The organism is Pseudomonas sp. PLMAX (genome assembly GCF_046042685.1).
Taxonomy (GTDB): domain Bacteria; phylum Pseudomonadota; class Gammaproteobacteria; order Pseudomonadales; family Pseudomonadaceae; genus Aquipseudomonas; species Aquipseudomonas putida_AE.
The window spans coordinates 606,541-624,700 of the sequence record NZ_CP064949.1; the positions used below are offsets into that span (position 1 = coordinate 606,541).

General features: G+C 60.0%; 11 protein-coding genes and 1 pseudogene. 8 read left to right on the forward strand and 4 right to left on the reverse strand.

Translation table 11 applies throughout. The features are described from left to right. Nucleotides 1–120: 120 nt before the first annotated feature. The 4 genes and pseudogenes from DKB71_RS02785 (at nucleotide 121) to DKB71_RS02800 (ending at nucleotide 2,685) form a co-directional block, all read left to right on the forward strand. On the forward strand, nucleotides 121–351 hold the full coding sequence (locus DKB71_RS02785; RefSeq protein ID WP_046819963.1) for a hypothetical protein: 231 nt from the start codon (nucleotides 121–123) through the stop codon (nucleotides 349–351). Continuing rightward, complete coding sequence (locus DKB71_RS02790; protein ID WP_046819903.1) at nucleotides 348–647, forward strand: cell division protein ZapA; 300 nt, start codon at nucleotides 348–350, stop codon at nucleotides 645–647. Before DKB71_RS02785 ends, DKB71_RS02790 begins: the two co-directional genes overlap by 4 nt. 145 nt (nucleotides 648–792) lie before the next feature. Continuing rightward, a pseudogene (locus DKB71_RS02795) lies at nucleotides 793–1,821 on the forward strand (cache domain-containing protein); the annotation flags it as partial. A gap of 132 nt (nucleotides 1,822–1,953) precedes the next feature. Then, nucleotides 1,954–2,685 (forward strand): methyl-accepting chemotaxis protein, encoded by a 732-nt coding sequence (locus DKB71_RS02800; RefSeq protein ID WP_408601056.1) that lies wholly within the window; start codon nucleotides 1,954–1,956, stop codon nucleotides 2,683–2,685. 115 nt (nucleotides 2,686–2,800) lie between these two features. On the opposite strand, the gene DKB71_RS02805 is transcribed toward DKB71_RS02800, so the two are convergent. Continuing rightward, entirely contained in the window at nucleotides 2,801–4,603 is a 1,803-nt protein-coding gene (locus DKB71_RS02805) for an acyl-CoA dehydrogenase (protein WP_406591494.1), read from the reverse strand. Between the two features lie 260 nt (nucleotides 4,604–4,863). Further along, entirely contained in the window at nucleotides 4,864–8,814 is a 3,951-nt protein-coding gene (gene putA / locus DKB71_RS02810) for a trifunctional transcriptional regulator/proline dehydrogenase/L-glutamate gamma-semialdehyde dehydrogenase (protein ID WP_408599562.1), read from the reverse strand. Between the two features lie 462 nt (nucleotides 8,815–9,276). Between putA and putP the strand changes: the two genes are divergently transcribed. The 4 genes from putP to DKB71_RS02830 all read left to right on the forward strand — a co-directional run bounded on the left by putP (nucleotide 9,277) and on the right by DKB71_RS02830 (nucleotide 14,409). Then, nucleotides 9,277–10,761 (forward strand): sodium/proline symporter PutP, encoded by a 1,485-nt coding sequence (gene putP, locus DKB71_RS02815; RefSeq protein WP_274076046.1) that lies wholly within the window; start codon nucleotides 9,277–9,279, stop codon nucleotides 10,759–10,761. A gap of 288 nt (nucleotides 10,762–11,049) precedes the next feature. Further along, a complete protein-coding gene (locus DKB71_RS02820; protein ID WP_408599563.1) occupies nucleotides 11,050–12,462 on the forward strand; it encodes a PAAR domain-containing protein in 1,413 nt (470 codons plus the stop codon). After that, complete coding sequence (locus DKB71_RS02825) at nucleotides 12,459–12,842, forward strand: hypothetical protein (RefSeq protein ID WP_408599564.1); 384 nt, start codon at nucleotides 12,459–12,461, stop codon at nucleotides 12,840–12,842. The genes DKB71_RS02820 and DKB71_RS02825 overlap by 4 nt, the downstream gene beginning before the upstream one ends. 730 nt (nucleotides 12,843–13,572) lie before the next feature. Further along, a complete protein-coding gene (locus DKB71_RS02830) occupies nucleotides 13,573–14,409 on the forward strand; it encodes a 23S rRNA (adenine(2030)-N(6))-methyltransferase RlmJ (RefSeq protein WP_408599565.1) in 837 nt (278 codons plus the stop codon). A 110-nt stretch (nucleotides 14,410–14,519) separates the two neighbouring features. Here the strand turns inward: DKB71_RS02830 and msrA are convergent, their stop codons facing one another. Next, nucleotides 14,520–15,167 (reverse strand): peptide-methionine (S)-S-oxide reductase MsrA, encoded by a 648-nt coding sequence (gene msrA, locus DKB71_RS02835; RefSeq protein ID WP_323608930.1) that lies wholly within the window; start codon nucleotides 15,165–15,167, stop codon nucleotides 14,520–14,522. Nucleotides 15,168–15,229: 62 nt separating this feature from the next. Next, entirely contained in the window at nucleotides 15,230–17,923 is a 2,694-nt protein-coding gene (locus DKB71_RS02840) for a putative bifunctional diguanylate cyclase/phosphodiesterase (RefSeq protein ID WP_408599566.1), read from the reverse strand. Nucleotides 17,924–18,160 lie beyond the last annotated feature (237 nt).

Here is an 18,160-nt window from a genome sequence, read left to right on the forward strand (position 1 = left end):
TACAGTTCGCGAGAATGGTCACCGGCCAGGAAAATCAAGGCCTTGCGCCCGCATAACCCTGGCATCCATCGTGACTTTTCTTTATCGTACGCGCCCTTTGAAAATGCCCGGAAAATCAAAATGTTGGAAGCATCCCTAAGCCAATTGGAACAACTGGTCAGCGACCTCGTGCAACAGAACCAGGCGTTGGTCGGCACCAACCAGGCCCTGAGCGCCGAACTGGCCCAGGCCAAGGACGAAAACGAAAGCCTGCAACTGAGCCTGATGGAACAGGAAGAGAAGCAAGGCGCCACCGTAGCACGCATCCAGGCCCTGGTTGAGCGCGTCAGCGCTGGCCCTGTCAACGCATGAGTTACGGCCCAGGTGTGAAAGTCGTCTCGATCCTGGGGGAAGACTATTCGATCAAGGCACCGGCCGGGGAAGAGCAGACCCTGCTGGACGCTGCGTTGATGCTGAAAGCTGCCCTGGCCGACACCAAAAAGAAGTACCCGACCCTGATCGGTGACCGACTGCTGGTGCTGGCGGCGATGAATCTGTGTTCCCAGCAGATCGAAATGCAAAAGCAGCACAAACAGGAACTCGACCGTTACCAAGAGCAAGTCAGCGCCACGGTTGAAGTGATCTCCAAGACGATCAATCAGGCCTGATCGGCTTTGCGCACAACCAAAGAATAAATTGTCGGTTTAGTTGTATACAATCGGCACGGCTGTTGCAGTGTTTCAGCCTCTTATTCTTTGGGGGTGCTCCATGCAGTTCTGGCGTCGCAGTATTCAGTGGCAATTGATCCTGAGCATGGGCACCGCCCTGCTGGTCAGCATCGTGATCGTGGTTGGCGTTTATACCCTCGTGGTCAACCGCCTCGCCCAGCGCTATCTGGTCGAACAGGCGCTGCCGTCGAGCATCGAAGCGATGCGCAACGACATCGAGCGCATCCTCGTCCAACCCCTCACCGCCGCCAAGGACATCGCCAGCAACAGCATGGTGCGTGACTGGCTGGCTGCGGGTGAAGACAGTGCCCAGGTCGACACCTTTACTGCCTATCTCGAAGGCATCCGCGCCGAGCACAAGGCCTTTACCACGATTATCGTCGGTACCGCGTCCAATCATTACTTCAACGAAAAAGGCCTGGACCGGACCCTCAGTCGTTCCAATCCGAAAGACGCCTGGTTCTACTCGTTTCTCGACAGCAACCAGCCGCGCACGCTCAATATCGACAACGACACGGCCACCGGAGAATTGGCGCTGTTCATCGACCTTAAAGTCGAGAAGGCAGGAAAGGTTGTGGGCGTCGCCGGGCTGGGACTGAGCATGAAAGGGCTCTCGGAGCTGATTCACAATTTCAGTTTCGGTGAGCGCGGCAAGGTCTATCTCGTGCGTTCCGACGGTTTGATCCAGGTCCATCCTGAAGCGCAATTCAGTGGCAAACGCACCTTGGCTGAGCAGGTGGGTGGCCCTGCGGCGCAAGCGGTCATGAGTCAAGGAAACGCAGCGAGCAGCAACTTCCAGCGCGATGGCGAAGATTTCCTGGCATTGAGCCTGCCCCTGCGCGATCTCGGCTGGACCCTGGTGGCCGAAGTGCCACAGGCGCAAATCTACGCCGAGGCCCGTCGCGCCATGTGGATGAGCGGCGGTATTGGCCTGGCGGTGGCACTGGTGTGCCTGCTGCTGGTGGTGTTGCTGGCCCGTGGCCTGGTACGGCCGATTCGTCAGGTAACAGCGGCGCTGGTCGCCATCGGTAGCGGTGGTGGAGATTTGACCCATCGGCTGGATGCCAGTCGCGCCGATGAACTGGGCGATCTGGCGCGTGGCTTCAATCGGTTCCTTGATAGCCAGCGCGAGATGATCGGCGAAGTGCTGGCCACCAGCGAACGCTTGCGCACCGCAGTCGGTCAGGTGGCGCGGGTGGTGGACAACACCGCAGAGCGTTCCGGGCGCCAGCAGGAGATGACCGACATGGTTGCCACCGCTGTTCACGAAATGGGCCTGACCGTGCAGGAAATTGCGCAAAACGCCGGCAACGCGGCAGTCGCTTCGCAAAACGCCCGGGATGAAGCCCTGCAGGCTCGGGAAGTGGTCGGCGGTTCGATCCGCCATATTGAAAGCATGTCCGACGAAATCGGTGTCGCCGCCAGCGCCGTGGGCGAGCTGGCCAATCAGGTGGCCTCGATCGATCAGGTGCTGGCGGTGATTCGCGGGATTTCCGAACAGACCAACCTGCTGGCGCTCAATGCCGCCATCGAGGCTGCGCGGGCCGGGGACATGGGTCGCGGATTTGCGGTGGTTGCCGATGAAGTGCGCACTTTGGCTCGACGTACCCAGGCTTCCACCGATGAGATCCAGCAGATGATCGGCAGCCTCAAACAGGGCGCGGAGAACGCGGTGTCTTCGATGCATTCCGGGCAAGCGGCCACGGGCACGGGGGTTGAGTCGAGCCAGCGCACCGGGGCCTCGTTGACGGCGATTACCGGGCAGGTCGAACGCATCAGCGACATGAACCACCAGGTGGCGACGGCGACTGAAGAGCAGTCGGCGGTGACCGAGGAGATCAATCGCAACGTACAGGGGATTTCCGACCTGGCGCGGGCGACGGCGGGGGAGGTCAGGGCTTGCCGGGAGGATTGTCAGACGTTGCAGCGGTTGGCGGATGATCTGGCGCGGCAGATGGGTGGGTTTCGCTTGAATTGATGGGTTGTCGGTGCGGGCCTCTTCGCGAGCAAGCCCGCTCCCACAGTGGATCGCATTTCAACTGTGGGAGCGGGCTTGCTCGCGAATGGATTTCAGCTGCACCTCAAGACTTGGATCAGAACCACTCATCCTGCATGTTCAAGCAAACATCATCCCGCGCCTCAAGAATCGCTAGTTCATGGTGACAACCCGGCACTTCCCAGGTCAGGAAGTACCGTGCCGCCTGCAACTTGCCTTTATAGAAACTCACATCCGCCGCATTCCCCTTGGCCAGCCCTTCCTCGGCGCGAATCGCCTGTTCCAGCCAGCGCCAGCCAATCACTGCATGGCCAAACACTTTCAGGTACAGCGCCGAGTTGGCCAGGCTGCTGTTGACCTTACCCTGGGCCAGGTCCGTCAGCAGGCCAATGGTCACGGTTTGCAGGCGCGCCACCAGTTTCTCCAGCGGCTCACGCAGTGCAGTCAGCGATTCATGGGCCTGTGCGCGCTCGGTGGTGTCGGCGATCAGGCGGATCAGTTGCTTAAGCCCGGCACCGCCGTTCTGTGCCAGTTTGCGCCCCAGCAGGTCCAGCGACTGGATGCCGTGGGTGCCTTCGTGGATCGGGTTGAGGCGGTTGTCGCGGTAGTACTGTTCAACCGGATATTCGCGGGTATAGCCGTGACCGCCGAGGATCTGGATCGCCAGCTCGTTGGCTTTCAGGCAAAACTCCGACGGCCAGGATTTGGCGATGGGCGTCAGCAGGTCCAGCAGTTCATGGGCCTGCTTGCGTTCGGCTTCGGTCTCGAGGGTGGTGGTGTCGTCGAACAGGCGGGCGGTGTACAAACCCAGGTCGAACGAACCTTCGACGTAAGCCTTCTGGGTCAGCAGCATGCGTTTGACGTCGGCGTGCTGGATGATCGCCACGGGCGCAGTGTTCGGGTCCTTGCTGTCCGGCACGCGACCCTGCGGACGCTCGCGGGCGTACTCCAGGGAATACAGGTAGCCGGCGTAGCCAAGCATCACCGCGCCCATGCCGACGCCGATCCGCGCTTCGTTCATCATCTGGAACATGTAGCTCAGGCCGTGGTGCGGCTTGCCCACCAGATAGCCGACGCACTCACCGTTATCGCCGAAGTTCAGCGCGGTAGACGTGGTGCCGCGCCAGCCCATCTTGTGGAACAGCCCTGCCAGCAGCACGTCGTTACGCTGGCCAAGGCTGCCGTCATCGTTGACCAGGAACTTGGGCACGATGAACAGCGAAATGCCCTTCACCCCTGCGGGTGCATCCGGCAGCTTGGCCAGGACCATGTGCACGATGTTTTCCGACAGCGGATGATCGCCGCCGGAGATGAAAATCTTGTTGCCCTTGAGTCGATAGGTCCCGTCCGGCGCAGGCTCGGCCCGTGTGCGAATATCCGACAGCGACGAGCCCGCATGGGGTTCGGTCAGGGCCATGGTGCCAAAGAAGCGACCGTCGATCATCGGTTGCAGGAAGCGGCGCTTCTGTTCTTCGGTGCCGAAACTTTCGATCAGGTTCGCCGCGCCCATGGTCAGGAAGGGATAGGACGTCGTCGCCGCGTTGGCCGATTGAAAGTGGGCGAAGCAGGCCTGGGACAGCAGGGTGGGCAGTTGCATGCCGCCGGCGTCGAAACTGCGTGCGGCATTGAGGAAGCCCGCTTCGAGGAAGGCATCCACCGCCGGTTTCACTTCGGGAATCAGGATCGCCTTGCCGTCTTCATAACGCGGCTCGTTCTCGTCGCCCTTGCGGTTGTGCGGGGCGAAGAACTTCTCGGCGATGTTGCGGGCGGTGCCGAGGGCGGCATCGAAGGTCTCGCGATTGTGCTCGGCGAAACGCTCACGCTGGGTCAGGCCCTCGGCATCGAGGACTTCATACAGCTCGAAAGCCAGATTGCGGGAACTGAGCAACGTCTCGGACATGGCGGCCTACCTTTTGTTGGGATGGGCCGAGTCTAGGCGTGGGAATAGTGGTTGAACAGGATGATTGATGAGCGTGATGGTAGGACAGAGCAGGGCCTTAGCTGGCGCCACAATAACAAATGTGGGAGCGGGCTTGCTCGCGAAGAGGCCGGCAAATTCAACATCTTTGTTGAATGACACACCGCCTTCGCGAGCAAGCCCGCTCCCACAGGGGTATTGCATATCGGGCAGCCATTGCGGCTGCCCGATCGTGTTGCGGTTTATCCGATCGTCATCAAGCTGGCATTACCGCCCGCCGCAGCCGTGTTAACACTCAACGCCCGCTCAATCACCAGGCGCTCCAACGCAATGTTGGTTTCACCCTGCGACAAGCCCTGAACCCCGACAATGGCACCGGCACGCTTGGCCACTTGCTGGCAAACCGCGCGCAACTGGTCGGAATGGCCGTGATGCAGCACCGCATCAATCACCACTTCGTCCTTGTTCCAGTCGGACACAAGCTTGATGCGTGCCTGAATATCTTTCGGCAGGCGGGCGAACAAAGCCTTGGTCAGCTCAGCTTCCGGCCATACCGCCGAACCGCCGACAGCCAGTACTGCCGCCAGTTGCGTCAGCAGATCGCCTTCGACTTCCGCCAGGCACAGCACGTGCTCACGCGGCAGGATCGCATAACTGTTGCGCTCGCCGGTCGGGCCAGCCAGCACGCGGGTGATACCGCTTTGCGATTGTGCGGCGAACTGTACGCACAGGGTGCTCAGGTCGGCGAACTTGTTGCTGTCGGCCCAGGCTTTCAGGACGGTCAGCGGCTTGCTCATGGCGTCGCGCAGACGAACGTCCGGCGCTGCGATGGCGTCACCGCGAGCGAAGGATTGTTCGATCGCATCGGTAGGACGGGTCGACAGCAGGCGGTACAGGTACAGCGGGCCACCGGCTTTCGGACCAGTACCCGACAGGCCTTCGCCGCCGAACGGCTGCACGCCGACCACGGCACCGACGATGTTGCGGTTCACGTAGACGTTACCGGCATTGACGTTGTCGATCACCTTGGCGATGGTCTCGTCGATGCGGGTGTGCACACCCAGGGTCAGACCGTAGCCGGAAGCGTTGATCTGCGCGATCAGTTGATCGATGTCCTTGCGCTTGTAGCGCACCACGTGCAGCACCGGACCGAAGATCTCCCGTTGCAGTTCGTCGAAGCTTTCCAGTTCGATCAGCGTCGGCATCACGAAGGTGCCGCGTTTGACTTCTTCGGCGTCGGCGATGGCCACCTGGTAAACGCTGCGACCTTTGTCGCGCATGGCCTGGATGTGCTTCTCGATGCCAGCCTTGGCTTCGGCGTCGATCACCGGGCCGATGTCCACGGACAGGCGCTCAGGGTTGCCGAGGCGGCTTTCAGCCATGGCGCCCTTGAGCATTTCGATCACGCGGTCGGCGGAATCTTCCTGCAGGCACAGCACGCGCAGGGCCGAGCAACGCTGACCGGCACTGTCGAAGGCCGACGACACCACGTCGATCACCACCTGTTCGGTCAGTGCCGAAGAGTCGACGATCATCGCGTTCTGGCCACCGGTTTCGGCGATCAGCGGAATCGGACGACCCTGGCTGTCTAGGCGACCGGCAATGTTGCGTTGCAGCAGACGAGCGACTTCGGTGGAACCGGTGAACATCACGCCTTTGACGCGATCATCACCCACAAGGCCAGCGCCGACGGTTTCGCCGCGACCCGGCAGCAGTTGCAGCACGCCCTCGGGAATGCCGGCTTCGAGCAGCAGGCGCACGGCTTGAGCTGCGACCAGCGGCGTCTGTTCCGCTGGCTTGGCCAAGACCGGGTTACCGGCTGCCAGTGCCGCAGCTACCTGGCCGCTGAAGATCGCCAGCGGGAAGTTCCACGGGCTGATGCACACCACCGGGCCCAGCGGGCGGTGGGCGTCATTGGTGAAATCGTTGCGTGCCTGCACCGCGTAGTAACGCAGGAAGTCCACGGCTTCACGCACCTCGGCGATGGCGTTGGCGAAGGTCTTGCCGGCTTCGCGAGCCAGCAGGCCCATCAGCGGCTGGATCTCGCCTTCCATCAGGTCGGCGGCGCGTTCCAGGATCGCGGCGCGTTCGGCCGGCGGGGTGGCCTGCCAGATTGGCGCGGCGTTCAGGGCGCACTGGATCGCGTTGTCGACGTCTTCGACGGTCGCTTCCTGTACATGGCCAACCACGTCACGCAGGTCGGACGGGTTCAGCACTGGCGCGGGGGTTTCGCTGCTGGACGCGCAACCGAGCATCGGCGCGGCCTTCCAGTGGTTGTGCGCGGTGGCCAGCAGGGCGCAGGACAGCGACGCCAAGCGATGTTCGTTGGCCATGTCGATGCCGCTGGAGTTGGCGCGCTCGGCACCGTACAGGTCACGCGGCAGCGGAATGCGCGGGTGCGGCAGGCCGAAACCACCTTCCACGGTCGCCATCTGCTCGATGCTGGCTACCGGGTCGGCTACCAGTTCCTGGATCGAAATCGACTGGTCGGCAATCCGGTTGACGAACGAGGTGTTCGCGCCGTTTTCCAGCAGGCGACGCACCAGGTAGGCCAGCAGGGTTTCATGGGTGCCGACCGGTGCGTACACGCGGCACGGACGGTTCAGCTTGCCTTCGGAAACTTTGCCTACAACCTGTTCGTACAGCGGTTCACCCATGCCGTGCAGGCACTGGAACTCATACTGGCCCGGGTAATAGTTCTGACCGGCGATGTGATAAATGGCCGACAGGGTGTGGGCGTTGTGCGTGGCGAACTGCGGGTAGATGACTTCCGGCACCGACAGCAGTTTGCGTGCGCAAGCGATGTAGGACACGTCGGTGTACACCTTGCGGGTGTAGACCGGATAGCCTTCCAGGCCTTCGACCTGGGCGCGCTTGATCTCGCTGTCCCAGTACGCGCCTTTCACCAGGCGGATCATCAGGCGATGACGGCTGCGGCGAGCCAGGTCGATCACGTAGTCGATCACGTACGGGCAACGCTTCTGGTAAGCCTGGATGACGAAACCGATGCCGTTCCAGCCAGTCAGTTGCGGCTCGAAGCACAGGCGCTCGAGCAGATCCAGCGACAGCTCCAGTCGGTCGGCTTCTTCGGCGTCGATGTTCAGGCCGATGTCGTATTGCTTGGCCAGCAGGGTCAGCGACAGCAGGCGCGGGTACAGCTCATCCATCACGCGCTCGTACTGCGCACGGCTGTAACGCGGGTGCAGGGCGGACAGCTTGATCGAAATGCCCGGGCCTTCATAAATCCCACGACCGTGGGACGCTTTGCCGATCGAGTGGATGGCTTGTTCGTACGAGGCCAGGTACTTCTGCGCATCGTGCTCGGTCAGTGCGGCTTCACCGAGCATGTCGTAGGAATAGCGGAAACCCTTGGCTTCGAACTTGCTGGCGTTGGCCAGCGCTTCGGCGATGGTTTCGCCGGTGACGAACTGCTCGCCCATCAGGCGCATGGCCATGTCGACACCCTTGCGGATCATCGGCTCGCCGCTCTTGCCGATGATGCGGCTCAGGGACGACGTCAGGCCGGCTTCGTTGTGCGTAGACACCAGCTTGCCGGTCAGCAGCAGGCCCCAGGTCGCGGCGTTGACGAACAGCGACGGGCTGTTGCCCAGGTGCGGGTGCCAGTTGCCGGTGCTGATCTTGTCGCGGATCAGGGCGTCGCGGGTGCCTTTGTCCGGGATGCGCAGCAGCGCTTCGGCCAGGCACATCAGCGCCACGCCTTCCTGGGACGACAGGGAGAATTCCTGCAGCAGGCCCTGAACGATACCGGCACGGCCGCCAGCGCTCTTCTGGTTGCGCAGTTTTTCCGCGATAGACGCAGCGAGCTTGTTGGTGGCTTCGGCCATAGGCGCCGGCAGGCGAGCCTGCTCGATCAGCATCGGCACCACTTCCGGCTCGGGGCGACGGTAGGCGGCAGTGATCGAAGCGCGCAGTACGGATTGCGGCAGGATGCTTTCGGCGAATTCGAGGAAGCACTGGTGGGCGTGATCCAGAGGCGCGTCGACGTTGTCGTCGGAATCCTTGGTCAAACCATTCAGCTCGGACAGGGTTGCACCACCCTCGAGTTTTTCCAGGTAATTGAAGATTGCCTGCTTGATCAGCCAATGCGGCGTGCGATCAATCGAGGTCGCGGCAGCCTTGAGGCGTTCGCGGGTCGGGTCGTCAAGTTTGACCCCAAGGGTGGTGGTAGCCATGTTTTTATCCTCATGTTTGCCACGACTGCGTGGCATCAGCTGGCGGCAAGATTAGCCGTGCGACTGTTGAGGTGCAACCGGGTGCAACCCTTTTTTTGTCGGAATGTTACGCAGCTCGTCAGGAAATAAATTCTGGTACGCAAGTGCCGCCCCTGCTTGGTGCTTTTTAGGGTGGCTGATCCTCCTTCTTGCTCCGAAAAGGAGCAAAAAACCGGGTTTGAAATTTATTTCCGACTAGGTGCAACTTATTCTCGAGAAACTGGTTGCACCTTATTTGCTTTGTTGAATAGCATTCGTGCCCAAGGTGCAACCCGAATTGAATTCAGGTGCTCCGGCTGATGGCTTTCCTGGGGAAACATCAGTCATAAATGCGCGGGATCCCGGATCGTCTGTCAAACGTCACCGTTTGCCAGCGGTTCACCAGCCGCTGCTACATAAAAACAAAGCCAGGGCGTCACTTAAATGAGCGTAAGCAATCCAACCCTGATCACGTTCGTGATCTACATCGCAGCAATGGTGCTGATCGGCTTCATGGCCTATCGCTCTACCAACAACCTTTCCGATTACATCCTGGGCGGTCGTAGCCTGGGCAGCGTCGTGACCGCACTGTCCGCCGGCGCCTCCGACATGAGCGGCTGGTTGTTGATGGGCCTGCCGGGCGCGATCTACATGTCCGGTCTGTCCGAAAGCTGGATCGCCATCGGCCTGATCGTCGGTGCGTACCTCAACTGGCTGTTCGTCGCCGGCCGTCTGCGTGTGCAGACCGAGCACAACGGCGATGCGTTGACCCTACCGGACTACTTCTCAAGCCGTTTCGAAGACAAAAGCGGCCTGCTGCGGATCATCTCCGCCGTCGTGATCCTGGTGTTCTTCACCATCTACTGCGCTTCCGGCATCGTGGCCGGCGCCCGCCTGTTCGAAAGCACCTTCGGCATGTCCTACGAGACAGCGCTGTGGGCCGGTGCTGCGGCGACGATTGCCTACACCTTCGTCGGCGGTTTCCTGGCAGTGAGCTGGACTGACACCGTACAAGCGACCCTGATGATCTTCGCCCTGTTGCTCACGCCGATCATCGTGCTGCTGGCCACCGGTGGCGTCGACACCACGTTCCTGGCCATCGAAGCGCAAGACGCCAGCAACTTCGACATGCTGAAGAACACCACCTTCATCGGCATCATCTCGCTGATGGGTTGGGGCCTGGGCTACTTCGGCCAGCCGCACATCCTGGCGCGTTTCATGGCAGCCGATTCGGTGAAGTCGATCGCCAAGGCCCGTCGCATCTCCATGGCCTGGATGATCCTGTGCCTGGGCGGCACCGTGGCGGTAGGCTTCTTCGGTATCGCCTATTTCTCGGCGCACCCGGAAGTAGCAGGTCCTGTGACCGAAAACCACGAGCGTGTGTTCATAGAGCTGGCGAAAATCCTGTTCAACCCATGGGTTGCCGGTGTACTGCTGTCGGCCATTCTGGCGGCGGTCATGAGCACCCTGAGCTGCCAGCTGCTGGTGTGCTCGAGCGCCCTGACCGAAGACTTCTACAAGACCTTCCTGCGTAAATCCGCTTCCCAGGTTGAACTGGTCTGGGTCGGCCGCGCCATGGTGCTGCTGGTTGCCCTGATTGCCATCGCGATGGCCGCCAACCCGGAAAACCGCGTACTGGGCCTGGTGAGCTACGCCTGGGCCGGTTTCGGCGCTGCATTCGGTCCGGTCGTACTGATCTCCGTGATCTGGAAAGACATGACCCGCAACGGCGCACTGGCCGGCATCCTGGTCGGCGCGATCACCGTGATCGTCTGGAAGCATTTCGAACTGCTGGGCCTGTACGAAATCATCCCTGGCTTCATCTTCGCCAGCCTGGCGATCTACATCGTCAGCAAGCTGGGCACGCCGACTGCCGGCATGCTTTCGCGCTTTGCTGCTGCCGAGGCGGATTTCCGTTTGAACAAGTGATAAGTGATGGGGTGAACGCTCCCCGTCGCTGATGAAAGAACGGCTCGCAGCCTCAAGGTGCGGGCCGTTTTTTTTGGCGCGCCAGGACCGAAAACCGGCGTTAGTCATCCCGTTTCCGTGGTCCTTTTCCGTCCAGCTCGTAAGGCATTTCCTGATTTTCTAGACCGTCTTGAGTTTCCTCTTTGTCCACGTACTTTGCGTTAAGCCGCTCATCCCGAGTCGGCTTATCGATGGTTAACAGTGGTGCGCTTTCCATGACTGGGGCGCCAGCAGAGAGGGAGATCAGCAATGGCCAAAGGACATTTCATTCGCCTGGGTGACGAGACCACTTGCGGCGGCAAGGTGTTGGAAGCCGACACACGCGTCATGATGTTTGGTATCGCCCATGCGCGTGAAGGCGACCGCGTTTCCTGCGGCAAAAACGACGAAACCTACAAGATCGTGGGAGGCGTCTCCTACATCAACAGTCATGGCAGGATCGTGGCGGGCTCGCTGGACAGCTACAGCACCTGCCCGTGCAGAGCCAGGTTGATCCCGTCGGTTTTTAACGCCACTTATGAGTCGCGTAGCAGTGCTGCGCCCCAGACCACAGGGGCCGCGCCCCAACCGACCACACCTTTCGCCGGCAACCCGGCAGCACCACGTCCAGCCGGTTTCGCGTCTGCGTCGAGCACTCCCAAGCCGGTTTCCTTAGGCAGTGCAGCAACCCAGGAACCAGGCTTCTACATCGTGCCCAAGAGCACCACCCGCGAACAACTTGAAGCCTCCTTGTTCACCGTGCGTGACCCGGCGGTGATGGGCAAATTCAAGCTGCTCAATCCCAACTTGCGTGACGTCAAAGCCGGCTCGATGATCGTGCTGAGTGACCCCAACAACTACCAGTGCACCCGTGAAGAAGCCCTGCTCATGGACGTGGCGGCCAAGACCAACCAGATCATTGAATCGCTTAGCCCGGAAGAAGCGGATTTCATGGTGCAACACCGTGATGTCATCCAGGCCTTCCTGACCTATGGCTCGAACGCTATTGGCGTTGGCGCGAGTATTTTCAAGAACAACCTGGGTAACGTAGGCAATGCCTTGAGGGATATTGAAGCGTTGCAACAGAATACGCTGCAGAGAGATGGGCACCTGCGTTCGCCAGCATTCTTTGCAGAGCGCCAGCGTCTGCTTGCACAACTGAACAGCCATATGACGGCACTGACCCGCAAGGGCATTGGATTCCCTGACCATATCAACTTGAAAAAAATGTTGGGTATTTCCAGCCAAAGCCTGGTCCACCACTGGACCAATGCCAGTCCAGCGGGGCAAATACCGGGTCATGTCACCCATCTTGAAGGTGTGGCGAAGGCTTCTAAATACGTCAAATACGGCGGTTGGCTCGGGACAGCCGTCGGCGGAGGAGCATCTGTCTTGAAGGTTCGAGAAGTGTGTACTGCGGGAAACACCGAGGCATGCGAACGGGTTAGATTTACTGAAACAGGAAGTTTTGTTGTTGGCGTCGGCGGCGGTATGGGGGCTGGCTGGATGTTAAGTGCCCCAGTTGTCGGTGCACTGTGTATTGGATTAGGGGTGCCTACAGGCGGGATAGGCACTTTGGCATGCAGCATCGTCGTGGCTGGCGCTGGAGCTTACGCAGGTGGCGAAATGGGTGGAAAGCTTGGTGAACTAATTGGTGAGGTGGTGTATGAGGCGACGAAATGAGTACCGCAGGAATTGTTGTTGGTATTTTGAGTTGTTTCGTAGGCGTTGGTCTTTTCATGTGCATCGCCATTGCCCTTTACTTGGGTTATACCCAAGGTGAGCAGATGTCTAAGTGTTTCAAGAATAGTGCTTCAAGTATAACTAGTGCTACGCATAGGCACTCAGGCCCTTACGGAAAAATACAGCTTGTGGGAGGAATTTCTTTTGTGGTGACATTTCCTCGGTTTTTTTTAAAACACGGAATCCTCGATGCTGCAGATGCTGGAAACTTCCCCTTGCATTACAAACGAAAGCTTATAGCGCTGCAATGGAGCTTTATAGGGGTTTTTATCTCTATGGCGTTACTAGCCTGTCTAGGCTGGTCAGGAATACTAGATTAGCTAGCAAATTGGCGAGGATTTTCCGAGATCACTCAATGAGCATAAGCGTTGCAGACGCACTATTCCTAGCATCAGGACTGGTAGTTTTTGGTGGGGCACTTGTTGCTTTTGGAGTCGCACTGTACTTGGGTTACACCAAGGGTGACGTCTTGTCCGAGCATTTCCAAAACAGCTCCTTCCTCCTGACTCTCGGCATAAAAAGGCGTTCAAGTTTTTATGGCAGGATACAGTTGATAGGGAACATCTCTAGCATTCTTACATTTCCCGGATTTTTCCTTAACGAGGTCTGGCCAGCGCTGAGGACATAGACAGCTTCCCGCTAAAACTTAAGCAGCAGCTTGTAATGCTGCAATGGAGTTTTATCGGACTTATCGCTGCAACGGTATTGCTGGTCATAATAGAAAAATCAGGAGTGCTTAGCTGAAACACACAAAGTCCATACCGAGAGCGGCTGGGGACTGCGGGGGGGCTATACCAAGATGGATGTTCTCTTTGGACAAAGTGGGTGCTAGTTGCGGGGGCGGTCTTCGGCGGGGGGTAGGTGTTGTCACAAGATCAAGATCAAAGATCGCAGCCTTCGGCAGCTCCTACAGGTGTCAGATCCATCTTGCGCGATCCCTGTAGGAGCTGCCGAAGGCTGCGATCTTTTGACGTTGAGGGCCACTCAGCCCCCAACCCCTGACTTGCTGGCCGGTAAAAGGTAAACTTGCCGGCCTTCGCAGGAGCAACCATGAATTATCGCCACGCCTTCCATGCCGGCAATCACGCCGATGTGTTCAAACACCTGACCTTGACCCGCCTCATCGCACTGATGTCGCGCAAGGAGCAGCCGTTTGCCTATCTCGACACTCACGCCGGCATTGGTCTGTACGACCTTCAAGGCGATCAGGCCAGCCGTACCGGTGAGTACCTGGAAGGCATCGCGCGTTTGTGGGATCAGCCGGATCTGCCGATCCTGACGGCTGATTACATGCAGGTGCTGCATGAGATGAACCCGGATGGACAGTTACGCTATTACCCGGGGTCGCCGGAGTTGGCGCGGCGCCTGACGCGTGCGCAGGACCGTGTGTTGCTCAACGAGAAACACACGGAAGACGGCGTGTTGCTCAAGGACAATATGGCCGGGGATCGGCGGGTCAAGGTGCATCTTGGTGAAGGTTGGCATGTGCCGCGGGCGTTGCTTCCAGTGCCCGAGAAGCGCGCGGTGATGTTGATCGATCCGCCGTTCGAAAAGCTCGACGAGATGCAGCGCTGTGCAGCGTCCTTGAAAGAGGCTGTGGGGCGGATGCGCCAGACCGTGGCGGCGATCTGGTACCCGGTGAAGGATCAGCGCGCGTTGCGCCGTTTCTACCAGGACCTGGCCGGTACCGGTGCGCCGAAGTTGTTGCGGGTCGAGTTGCTGGTGCATCCGTTGGATACGCCTAACAGCCTGAACGGCTCCGGTTTGGCGATTGCCAATCCGCCGTGGGGGCTGGAGGAAGAGTTGCGTGAGTTGCTGCCGTGGTTGTCCGAGAAGCTTGGGCAGACGCAGGGCGGGTGGCGGATGGATTGGTTGATTGCCGAGTAATGCTCGGCCTGTAGGAGCCGGCTTGCCGGCGAAGGCGTCCGGGAGATCACCGTAAGGCTTCCCGCCGCCTTCGCTGGCAAGCCAGCTCCTACAAAAGATTTTGCGTCAGATCAGATAGGGCAGGTCACACCGGTACCGCCAATCCCGCAATAGCCTTCCGGGTTTTTCGCCAGATACTGCTGGTGATAAGCCTCGGCGAAGAAGAACGTCGGAGCTTCGTCGATTTCGGTGGTGATGATGCCCTTGCCGGCCTTGGTCAGTTCGACCTGGAACACCTGCGCGCTTTTTTTCGCGGCTTCCAGTTGGCTCGGGTTGGTCGCGTAGATCACCGAGCGATACTGGGTGCCGAGGTCATTGCCCTGGCGCATGCCCTGGGTCGGGTTGTGCAGTTCCCAGAACATCTTCAGCAGCGCTTCGTAGCTGACTTTTGCCGGCTCGTAGACCACCAGCACGACTTCGCTATGGCCGGTCAAGCCAGAGCAGACTTCTTCGTAAGTCGGGTTCGGGGTGAAGCCGCCAGCGTAACCTACGGCCGTACTGACCACGCCTTCACGCTGCCAGAACCTGCGTTCCGCGCCCCAGAAGCAGCCAAGGCCGAAGATCGCGAAATCCACGTCCATCGCGAACGGACCCAGCAGCGGGGCGTCGTGGACGAAGTGTTTTTCCGGCACGGTCATGGGGGTTTCACGGCCAGGCAGAGCTTGTTCTTTGGTAGGGAGCACGTTTTTGTTCACCAGAATTTCCGAGCGCAGAACCATCTTCAGTCCTCTCAGTCATTGAAATAGTTAGAGATGCAGTGTGCCCGAGTGTTGGCTCGCTGTCAGGCGATCGGGCCGCGCGGATAGCGTTTGAGCCTGTCGATCAGGTCGAGGCCCGGGATCGGTTTGTCGAACAGGTAGCCCTGGCCAACGTCGCAACGGTGGCGACGCAGGAAGGCCAACTGCTCGGCGGTCTCGATGCCTTCAGCCACGACCTTGAGTTTCAGGTTGTGGGCCATGGCGATCACTGCGGAGGTGATTTCCATGTCGTCCTGGTTATCCGGGATCTCGTGGATGAAGCTTCGATCGATCTTGATGATGTCGATGGGGAATTTTTTCAAGTAGCTGAGCGACGAGTAACCGGTGCCGAAGTCGTCCATCGCCAGGGTCAGGCCCAGGCGCTTGAGCTGGTCGAGCTGCAGGTGAGTGTCTTCGGTGGCTTCCAGCAGCAGGCCTTCGGTCAGTTCCAGCTCCAGCAGGCGCGACGGCAGCGCTTCTTCCTTGAGGATGTTGGCGATGGACGCCACCAGGTCCGGGTCGGAGAACTGCTTGGGTGACAAGTTGATGGCCACCTGCAGGTTGCCCAGGCCGGCGGCCGTCAGCGCCTTGCTCATGCGGCAGGCCTGGCGGGCGATCCATTTGCCGATCGGTATGATCAGGCCGGTTTCTTCCGCGACGCTGATGAACTGGTCTGGGCGGATCATGCCTTTTTCCGGGTGATTCCAGCGCAACAGTGCTTCCATCCCCAGCAGGCGTCCGCTGCGCAGGCAGAGCTTGGGTTGGTAGAACACGTCCAGTTCGTTCTGGGTCAGGGCGCGGCGCAGGTTGTTCTCGACGAACAGCTTGTAGCTGGCCTCGGCGTTCAGGGCTTCGGTGAAGATCTGCACCTGATGTTTGCCGTTGGCCTTGGCCTTGTGCAGGGCCAGCCCGGCGTTGCGCATCAGGGTCTGCGGGTCGCGCCCATGCAAGGGGGCACAGGCCAGGCCGACCGAGCCGGTCACGCTGATCAGCTGGTTGTCGACGAACATCGGTTTGTCGAGGGTCGTGAGCAACTGGTTGGCGACCTGCTGCCCGAGTTCCAGGCCCGTATTGTCCAGCAGCACCGCGAATTCGTTACTGGCAAACCGCGCCAGGCTACCACCCGGGTTGAGGCTGTTGCGCAGACGCCGGGCCAGGCTGATCAGCAGCTTGTCGCCGGTCTGATGACCGAGGCTGTCGTTGATCCGCTTGAAGTTGTCGATGTCGACCAGCAACAGGCTGATGGGCGCGTCGCTGTCGCGGGCGAAGCGTTCGTCGAGGTTGCGAATGAAGGCCGGGCGGTTGCCAAGGTTGGTCAGGTTGTCGGTATAGGCCAGGCGCTCGATGCGTTGCTGGGCGAGCTTGGTCTGGGTGATGTCTTCATAGATGCCGATGTAATGGGTCAGCTCGCGGTTGTCGCCATAGACCTTGGAGATCGACAGCTGGCCCCAGTAGGGTTCGAGGTTTTTGCGGCGGCTCTTGAACTCGCCCTGCCAGCTGTTGCTCTTGGCCAGCGCGGAGGGCGCGTCGAACAGCAGTTCACTGAGGTTCTCCAGTGCCGGCAATTCCGCCAGGCGCTGGCCGTGGACTTCTTCGGTGGTGTACTGGGTAATCGCCGTGAAGCTCGGGTTGACGTACTCCACGATGCCATCGCAATTGACCAGCAAAAAGGCGTTGGCGCTTTGCTCGACCGCCCGCTGGAACAGATGCAGGGCGCTGGTGGCGGTCCGTCGGTTGTGATTGTTGATGACCTGGGCAAACTGATCCGCCAGCTCGCCGGCGAAAGCGATTTCGTCCGACTGCCAGGCGCGGGTCGCACCGGTTTGTTCCAGGCACAACACGCCGACCACCTGGCCGTCGACACGGATGCTGGCATCGAGCATCGCATTGACATCCCGCGGACGCAGGCTTTCGGCCATGTCCCGGGTGCGCGGGTCGCGCATGGCGTTGTGGGCATCGATGGCGCGGCCGGTATGCAGGGCGTCGAGGTAATCGGGGAATATGCTGACGTCGATCGGCGCCGGCAACAGGTATTCCTGGGTCGAGCGGTGATAGGCCGAGATGGGCGCCAGCATCGAGCCTTCCAGGTGCCACAGGCTGGCGCAGTCGATCTGGTAAATCTCGCAGGCGCTGCGCGTGATCAGTTCGGCGGCTTCCCGCAGGGAATTGTTGCTGCTGTAGCGCTGGCGGGTCAGCAGCAGGATCAGGTCCTGCTGGGCACGCGCCCGGTCCAGATGTTGCAGTTGTTCCTGCTGGGCGCGCTGGTTGAGCTCCAGGGCGATTTGCAGGCGCGAGTTCTGGGTTTCGAGGTCCAGCGCCGGCAGCAGCGGGTCATCCTCGAACAGGCCGTCAATGACCAGCAGGTAACCGCGCAACAGGTGTCGATTGTGTTGTTTGTAAGCTTCGCCCAGTTCCAGCAGGCTCAGCGAGCCAGAGGCGGTGTGCAGGGTGTAGCGGATCAGATAGTGGGTGCTTTCGCTCAGCTGCGCCTGAATCGCATCGTGCAGCTGATAGCGAGCTTCCGGCTCCATCAGGCTGGCGTAGGGCGAGCCGACCAGGGCGCACAGCTCCACCGCCGGCAGGCCGAACTGGCGTTCGCAATTGGGGTCGAGAAACAGCAGCGCCCAGCTTGGTTCATTCAGCCGTTCGAAACGCAGCATGCCGAGCCGCGAGGGCACAGGCAGCTGCGTCACTACCTCGGCCACCATACGGCTGGCGGCATCGGGTTGGCTTTTCATGGAGGGAAACTCGCTTCGAATATGCTGATCGCGCCGGGCTCTCGCCCTCTTTACTGTTGCCTGCGGCAAGGTTGCATCATTGCGACACTGACTGACAAGAGAGATGAAGGCCAAGTGCTATAAGAATATGTCGGCAGCAGTGAAGATTTCTCCAGCGCACGACTGAAAGATTGTATTAGGCCGAAATGTTCGCAGCCTTCGGCAGCTCCTACAGGGGGTTGTGTACTCCTGTAGGAG